The sequence below is a fragment of the Spirosoma lituiforme genome, from assembly GCF_054776635.1.
Window position 1 is genome coordinate 110,167 of sequence record NZ_BAAHBO010000008.1, and the last position, 7,754, is coordinate 117,920.

The window sequence follows — 7,754 nt, forward strand, 5'->3', positions numbered from 1 at the left end:
TCTGTCTTTCTGTACCCAAGCGGTTTTATTTATTGGACTTTTTTTAGTGGACCCGTTGTTGGTACACTACGGATCACGCCTTCTATTACTGCCTTTGAAAACGATACACGAACTTCTTCACGAACGTATCCTGGTCCTCGATGGGGCCATGGGAACGATGATTCAACGGTATAACCTGACGGATGGTGACTATCGGGGCGAGCGATTTCTGGATTGGCCACATGATCTGAAGGGAAACAACGATTTGCTGTCGCTGACCCGGCCCGACATCATTCAGGCTATTCACAAGCAGTACCTCGAAGCCGGTTCTGACATCATCGAAACCAACACCTTCAGTGCTACGTCCATTGCTATGGCCGATTACCACATGGAGGAGCTGGCTTATGAACTAAACTATGAGTCGGCCCGGCTTGCTAAAGAGGTAGCGGTTGAGATCAGTCGCCAGCAGCCCGACAAACCCCGGTTTGTGGCTGGTGCTATGGGACCAACCAACCGTACGGCTTCGCTGTCGCCCGACGTAAATAACCCGGCTTACCGGGCAGTAACGTTCGATAATCTGGTTGATGCCTATTATGAGCAGGTAAGTGGGTTGGTGGATGGCGGATCGGATCTGCTGCTCGTCGAAACCATTTTCGATACGCTCAATGCGAAGGCGGCTATGTTCGCCATTGATAAGTATTTCAATCTGAACCCTCAGAAAGCGGCCCTGCCGATCATGATTTCGGGCACCATTACGGATGCCAGCGGTCGGACACTGTCGGGGCAGACAACGGAAGCGTTTCTATATTCCGTTTCACACCTGCCGTTGCTGAGCGTCGGGCTCAACTGTGCGCTGGGAGCAGCTCTGATGCGACCCTACATACAAACGCTCTCGAAGGAAGCGCCCTTTTTTACGTCGGCTTACCCGAATGCGGGCTTGCCCAACGAATTTGGGGAGTACGACGAAACGCCGGACATGATGGCGTCGCAGATGGAAGACTTCATCAAGAGTAGCTTTGTCAACATTGTTGGTGGTTGCTGCGGCTCAACGCCCGATCATATTCGGGCCATTGCCGGTGTAGCCGCCAAGTACCCACCCCGGCAGTTACCGGAGCCGGAGCCCTACCAGAAACTGAGTGGGCTGGAGCCGCTTAAAATCACGGAGCAAACGAACTTCCTGAACGTCGGTGAACGAACGAATGTAACGGGTTCCAAGAAATTTGCCCGGCTCATCAAAGAAGGTAATTTCGATGAAGCGCTGAGCATTGCCCGTGGTCAGGTAGAAGGGGGTGCCCAGGTGATCGACATCAACATGGATGAAGGGATGCTGGATTCAGTGGAAGCCATGACAACGTTCCTGAATCTGATTGCCGCCGAACCCGATATTGCCCGCGTGCCCATCATGGTCGATTCGTCCAAGTGGGAAGTGATTGAAGCGGGTCTGAAATGCGTTCAGGGCAAGGCCATTGTCAACTCTATTTCGCTTAAAGAAGGTGAAGATGCGTTCATTGAACGGGCTCAACTGGTCAAGCGATATGGGGCTGCTGCCGTTGTAATGGCCTTTGACGAGGACGGACAGGCCGACTCCTACGAACGGCGAACCGAGATTTGCGAACGTGCCTATCGGATATTGGTCGACAAGGTTCATTTTGCCCCGCAGGACATTATTTTCGATCCGAATATTCTGACCGTTGCCACGGGTATCGAGGAGCACAATAACTACGCGGTCGATTTTATTAACGCTACCCGCTGGATCAAGCAAAACCTGCCGCTGGCCAAAGTAAGCGGTGGCGTATCCAATATCTCATTCAGCTTCCGGGGTAACGATGTCGTTCGGGAAGCCATGCACTCGGCCTTTCTGTACCACGCCATCCGGGCGGGTATGGACATGGGGATCGTGAATGCGGGCCAGCTGGAAGTCTACGACAGCATTCCAAAAGAGCTGCTGGAGCGTTGTGAGGATGTCCTGCTCAACCGCCGGGATGACGCCACTGAGCGTCTGGTGGAGTTTGCCGAAACGGTAAAAGCCAAAGGCAAAGCAATTGTTCAGGATGAAAGCTGGCGGCTGGAGCCCGTTCGCGAACGGCTCAAATATGCGCTGATCAAGGGCATTACCGATTACATTGACGAGGATGTGGAAGAAGTTCGCCTACAGGTCGAACGGCCGCTGCACGTCATCGAAGGGCCGCTGATGGACGGCATGAGCGTTGTTGGCGACTTATTTGGGGAAGGTAAAATGTTCCTGCCGCAGGTTGTTAAGTCTGCGCGGGTCATGAAAAAAGCCGTAGCGTATTTAACCCCATTTATCGAAGCGGAGAAGTCGGGGGAAGGCTCGTCCTCGGCCGGAAAAATTCTGCTGGCTACCGTCAAAGGCGATGTGCATGACATCGGTAAAAACATCGTTGGCGTGGTGTTGGGCTGTAACAATTACGAAATCATTGACCTCGGTGTTATGGTGCCTACCCAGAAAATTCTGGATGCCGCCCGCGAACACAACGTCGATATTATCGGATTGAGCGGTCTGATTACGCCTTCGCTGGACGAAATGGTTGGTGTTGCCAAGGAAATGGAGCGGCAGGGTTTTACGATGCCCCTGCTGATCGGTGGCGCTACCACGTCGCGCATTCACACCGCGGTTAAAATTGATCCCCATTATTCCGGTCCGGTTGTTCACGTATTGGACGCCAGCCGCAGCGTACCCGTTGCCGGAAAGCTCGTTAGTGAAACGGATGGTACCAAGGAGAAAATATTCACGGATATTAAAGCCGAGTATGTCAAACTTCGTGAAGATCATGCGAAACGGCAGAAAGAGAAAGCCAGTCTGACGATTTCAAAAGCGCGGGAGAACCGCACGAAAATAGACTGGACTACGTTTGAACCCACCAAACCAACGTTTCTGGGCAATCGGTATTTCGAGGATTACGACATCGGTGAATTGGCTAAATACATTGACTGGACCCCATTTTTCCAGACGTGGCAATTGCATGGAAAATACCCGGCCATTTTCGATGATGCCATTGTCGGGGAAGAAGCCAAACACTTATTCAACGATGCAAACCAGCTTCTACAGGAGATCATTGACAAAAAATTGCTGAAGGCTAAAGCGGTCGTTGGGTTCTATCCTGCCAACTCGGCTGATGATGATGTGCTGTTACACGATTTCGAAGAATCCGTACGGGAAGTTCCCTGCGAGCGGCACGGTTCTCACCAGCACATTGAATACAAGATCAGCAAGGCACAATCGCAAACGGCGGTTACCCCGGCTGGTGAGCTGATTTACGACACAAAGACCGTGCTCCATTTCCTGCGTCAGCAGAACCAGAAAGCACCGGGTCTGCCGAACTTTTGCCTGTCGGATTTTATCGCTCCGCTGGAGAGCGGCCGGGAAGATTACATCGGCGGCTTTGCGGTAACGGCGGGTATTGGCATCGAAGCCCTGCTTGACAAATACGAGCGCGACCATGATGATTATAACAGCATCATGGTAAAAGCCATCGCCGACCGGTTAGCCGAGGCCCTCGCCGAACGGATGCACGAGCGTGTCCGGAAAGAGTTCTGGCCGTATGCCACCGACGAAAATCTGGCCAATGAGCAATTGATTAAGGAAGCGTACCAGGGAATTCGGCCCGCGCCGGGCTACCCGGCCTGTCCCGATCATACTGAGAAGCAAACGTTATTTGAGTTGCTGGATGCCAACAAGATCGACATTGAGTTGACGGAAAGCTACGCCATGTATCCAGCTTCATCGGTAAGTGGCTTTTACTTCTCGAACCCTGAATCGAAGTATTTCGCCGTTGGAAAAATTAACAAAGATCAGGTGATGGATTATGCCCAGCGGAAAGCCAAGCCCGTAGAGGAGATCGAGAAATGGCTCAGCCCCGTGCTGAGTTATGATGCGTAGGGTTACGACATTGACGATGCTGATAAAAACAAAATGCCCGACCTTACGGTCGGGCATTTTTTAGTCAGTTGGATAAAGCGCAATTCCTTATTGAGGCATTAATACGGTGTCGATAACGTGAATGACCCCGTTGGATTGGTTTACATCGGCAATGGTAACCGTAGCCGTACCCCCTTTAGCATCGACCAATTCAATTTTTTTGCCTTTCATCTTTGCGGTCAAGGTACCACCCGATGCGGTTTTCAGCGCAGCTTGTCCACCGCCATCCGTGATTGCTTTTGCCAGATCGGCTGCGCTCATTTTGCCCGGTACGACATGATAGGTAAGAATACCTGTCAGCGTTGCTTTATTCTCTGGTTTTACCAGTGTTTCAACAGTGCCTTTAGGCAGTTTGTCGAACGCTTTGTTGGTTGGAGCGAATACGGTAAATGGACCGGGACCCGATAAGGTCTCAACCAGATCTGCCGCTTTAACAGCCGCTACCAGGGTTGTATGGTCTTTCGAGTTCACGGCATTCTCGATAATATTTTTCGACGGGTACATGGGCGCACCACCAACCGTTACGGTCTTTTCCTGAGCGAAAGAAACCTGACTGATTGCCGACAAAGCGACTATAGAAAAAATTAAGTTGAGCGTCTTCACGTTGTTGTGTCTTTAAAAAGTTGAAATACGTACTGAATGCTTACTGTATTTGTTGATCAACGTGCAGACTTACGGTAGCTCTGTAGTAGTTGGATTTAAAAAAGTTTAAAATATTTGTAATCGACTGATAAATAGAGTTATAATTTGTTCTCTAACTTATAGAAGTATAGTCATTATAACCGTATTTATACTCAGTAGTCACGGCGTTTATACGCTGGAACAAAGACGTTCTTTACTTAGCTGACGGCATAAAGTACAAAAACGAAGCCTGGACTTTCTTCCGTAACGAAAGAAGAAAGTCCAGGCTTCGTCCTGATGTAGTATTGGCTAGTCTACAGGAGGGATAACCAGCGCTCGTAAGCATTTCGGTAACTTTCCTGTGCCCGCATATCCGGCTCGATTGTCTTGGTTACCTGAAGGCCAGCGAAAGCTTCCTGCGCATTTTTATAATGACCCAGACCCAGTCCGGCTCCCCGGGCGGCCCCCTGTGCCCCGTCGGTGTTATAGAGTTCGATGGTGGCACCCGTTAGGTTAGCCAGTGTATCGCGGAAGAGCGGACTCAGAAACATATTAGCCTCGCCCGCCCGGATCGTCTGCAACCCTACGCCCACGCTTTCCATGATCTGAATGCCATAATACAGCGCAAAGACAATGCCTTCCTGAGCCGCCCGGATCATATGCGGCAAGCCGTGACGGGTTAATTGCAGCCCGTGGAACGACGCCCCTAAATCAGCGTTTTCGAGCATGCGTTCGGCCCCATTGCCAAAAGGTAAACAGACCAGCCCATCAGCACCAACCGGGGCTTCGTGCGCCAGGGTGTTCATGTCGGGGTAGCTGATTGACTGTTGTAACATCTGGTTACGTAACCAGCTATTCAAAATGCCGGTACCATTCACGCAGAGCAGTACGCCATAACGTGGTGCTTCGGCAGTGTGGCTAACATGGAGGAAGGTATTGACGCGTGATTTCGGGTCGTAGCTGGCCTGATCACTAACCCCGTACACGACGCCCGATGTGCCCGCCGTCGCGGCAATCTGACCGGGTTCCAGTACGTTGAGCGAGAGAGCATTATTAGGCTGATCACCAGCCCGGTATGTGACGGGCGTTCCGGCTGCCAGACCCAGTTCGCTGGCTGCCGAAGCGGTCAATTCGCCCTGGGGGGCAAAGGTTGGCTTGATCGTTGGTATCAGCGACGCATCGAAGCCGAAATAATCGAGCAGGAACTGGGCGGGCTGATTGGCCTGAAAATCCCAGAAAGCCCCTTCTGATAAGCCTGATGCTGTCGTGACAATATCGCCCGTCATGCGGGCCGCTAGGTAGTCGCCGGGAAGCATGAATTTAGCTACCTGGGCATACACCTCCGGCTCGTTGGCTTTAACCCAGGCGAGTTTGGCCGCAGTGAAGTTACCCGGCGAATTGAGCAGGTGATGCAGGGTACGGTCGTGGCCGAGGGCATCAAACGCCTGATTACCATAAGGAACCGCCCGGCTATCGCACCAGATAATGGATGGTCGTAATACGTTAAATTCTTTATCGACAACAACCAGCCCGTGCATTTGGTAAGAGATACCGATAGCCTTCACATCGGCCGGCTGTACATTTGCTTTCTGCATGACAGCTTTGCTGGCCAGACAGGCATTTTTCCACCAGTTTTCGGGTTGTTGTTCGGCAAAACCGGCCTGGGGAGATTCAATGATCATTTCCGTTTCCGGAAAAAAAGCCGATGCGACCGCTTTGCCGCTATCAGCATCAACTAAACACGCTTTGACGGACGAACTGCCGAGGTCAAATCCAAGAAGATACATGTGGTTACCGGAGTTAGGAAATCTACCGCGAAAGTACAACGTGATCAGGATAATCAGTAAGTACAGAAAAAATGTACCTTACTTTGCCTATTATTCGGCCTCTATGAAACAGTTTCTGCTTACTACCCTCTTTTTGCTAACGCTATCCGCCAGCTTTGCCCAGACCGCCACGCCCGACTGGACCAACCAGTACTGGCCCGCCCGCTGGATTCTGCATCCGACGGCACCGGCTCGTCAATATGGTATTTATCATGTTCGTAAGGCGGTCGAGTTGCCGCAAAAACCGGCTCGTTTCGTGGTACACGTCTCGGCCGACAACCGCTATCGGCTGTTTGTGAATGGAAAAGCCGTAGCTATAGGACCGGCGCGCAGCGATACCCAAAACTGGAATTACGAAACGATCGATTTAGCGCCTTATCTACAGGTGGGTCGTAATGTGCTGGCTGCGCAGGTGTGGTACATGGGAGAGGGGGCTCCTTTCGCGCAGATGAGTTACCAGCTCGGGTTTCTGATGCAGGGGAATAGCGAAGCCGAAAAACTCGTTAATACCGATGCCAGTTGGAAGATCCTTCATAACACGTCGTACTCGCCCATCAAAAACGATATCCCGAAACTGAAGACGTACATCGTAGCGGGCGATGGCGACAGGGTCGATGCGGCTCAGTATCCGTGGGGCTGGGAACAACCGAATTTTGATGATAAGGCCTGGGCAGCCGCCAAACCATTGGGCTTTCCGACGAAACCCCGCGGCCTGGGAACCGATGGTAACTGGGGACTTGTGCCGCGCACCATTCCGATGATGGAGGAAGGAACCGTACGGCTGGCGAGTGTCCGGCGGATTGAAAAAGGAAAGATGGATGCCGCCTTTTTGCAGGGAAAAGCGCCGGTCACGGTGTCGGCCAATACGAAAGCTGTGTTCTTGCTCGATCAGGGTTATCTGACCAACGCCTATCCCGAATTGACGGTAAGTCAGGGGAAAGGCGCTACCGTAACGCTGGGTTATGCTGAAGCGCTGGTGGATGCAAAGAACAAAAAGGGTAATCGGAATGAAGTGGAGGGGAGAACACTGCTTGGGTTTGAGGATCAGTTTTTGCCCGATGGTAGCAGCAAACGAACGTTCCGGCCACTCTGGTTTCGGACGTACCGGTACCTGCAACTAACGGTCGAAACAAAGGGAGAACCATTGGTTCTGGAGGATCTGGTCGGTCAGTTCACCGGTTATCCGTTTCAGCAGAAAGCACAGTTTGCCGCCAGCAGCTTGCCGACTACAACAACTGTATCAGCATCGGGCGTCTCCACGCCGGGCAACTCCATGCCGGGCAACTCCATGCCGGGCAACTCCATGCCGGGCAACTCCATGCCGGGCAACTCCATGCCGGGCAACTCCATGCCGGGCAACTCCATGCCGGGCAACTCCATGCCGGGCA

Annotated in this window: 4 protein-coding genes; 2 read left to right on the forward strand and 2 right to left on the reverse strand. The window is 52.1% G+C overall.

Annotated elements, in window-relative coordinates; translation table 11 throughout:
* The first annotated feature begins 94 nt into the window (after positions 1-94).
* Positions 95-3,880 (forward strand): methionine synthase, encoded by a 3,786-nt coding sequence (metH, locus tag ACYU87_RS22835; RefSeq protein WP_461136422.1) that lies wholly within the window; start codon positions 95-97, stop codon positions 3,878-3,880.
* Positions 3,881-3,967: 87 nt separating this feature from the next.
* Here metH and ACYU87_RS22840 read toward each other — a convergent pair whose 3' ends face one another.
* Together ACYU87_RS22840 and ACYU87_RS22845 are read right to left on the reverse strand one after the other, a co-directional pair.
* The gene (locus tag ACYU87_RS22840; protein ID WP_461136423.1) at positions 3,968-4,522 is read right to left on the reverse strand and encodes a fasciclin domain-containing protein; all 555 of its coding nucleotides are present in this window, start codon (positions 4,520-4,522) and stop codon (positions 3,968-3,970) included.
* 332 nt (positions 4,523-4,854) lie between these two features.
* Positions 4,855-6,327, reverse strand: a complete 1,473-nt coding sequence (locus tag ACYU87_RS22845; protein WP_461136424.1) for a xylulokinase — start codon at positions 6,325-6,327, stop codon at positions 4,855-4,857.
* A 103-nt stretch (positions 6,328-6,430) separates the two neighbouring features.
* Here ACYU87_RS22845 and ACYU87_RS22850 point away from each other — a divergent pair.
* Positions 6,431-7,754: alpha-L-rhamnosidase N-terminal domain-containing protein (locus ACYU87_RS22850; protein WP_461136425.1), on the forward strand; the 1,324-nt coding region annotated here is incomplete at its 3' end.

Bases quoted from the DNA above. Each gene is read 5' to 3' on its own strand.
- ACYU87_RS22845 (WP_461136424.1), bottom strand. From the start codon at position 6,327: ATGTATCTTCTTGGATTTGACCTCGGCAGTTCGTCCGTCAAAGCGTGT.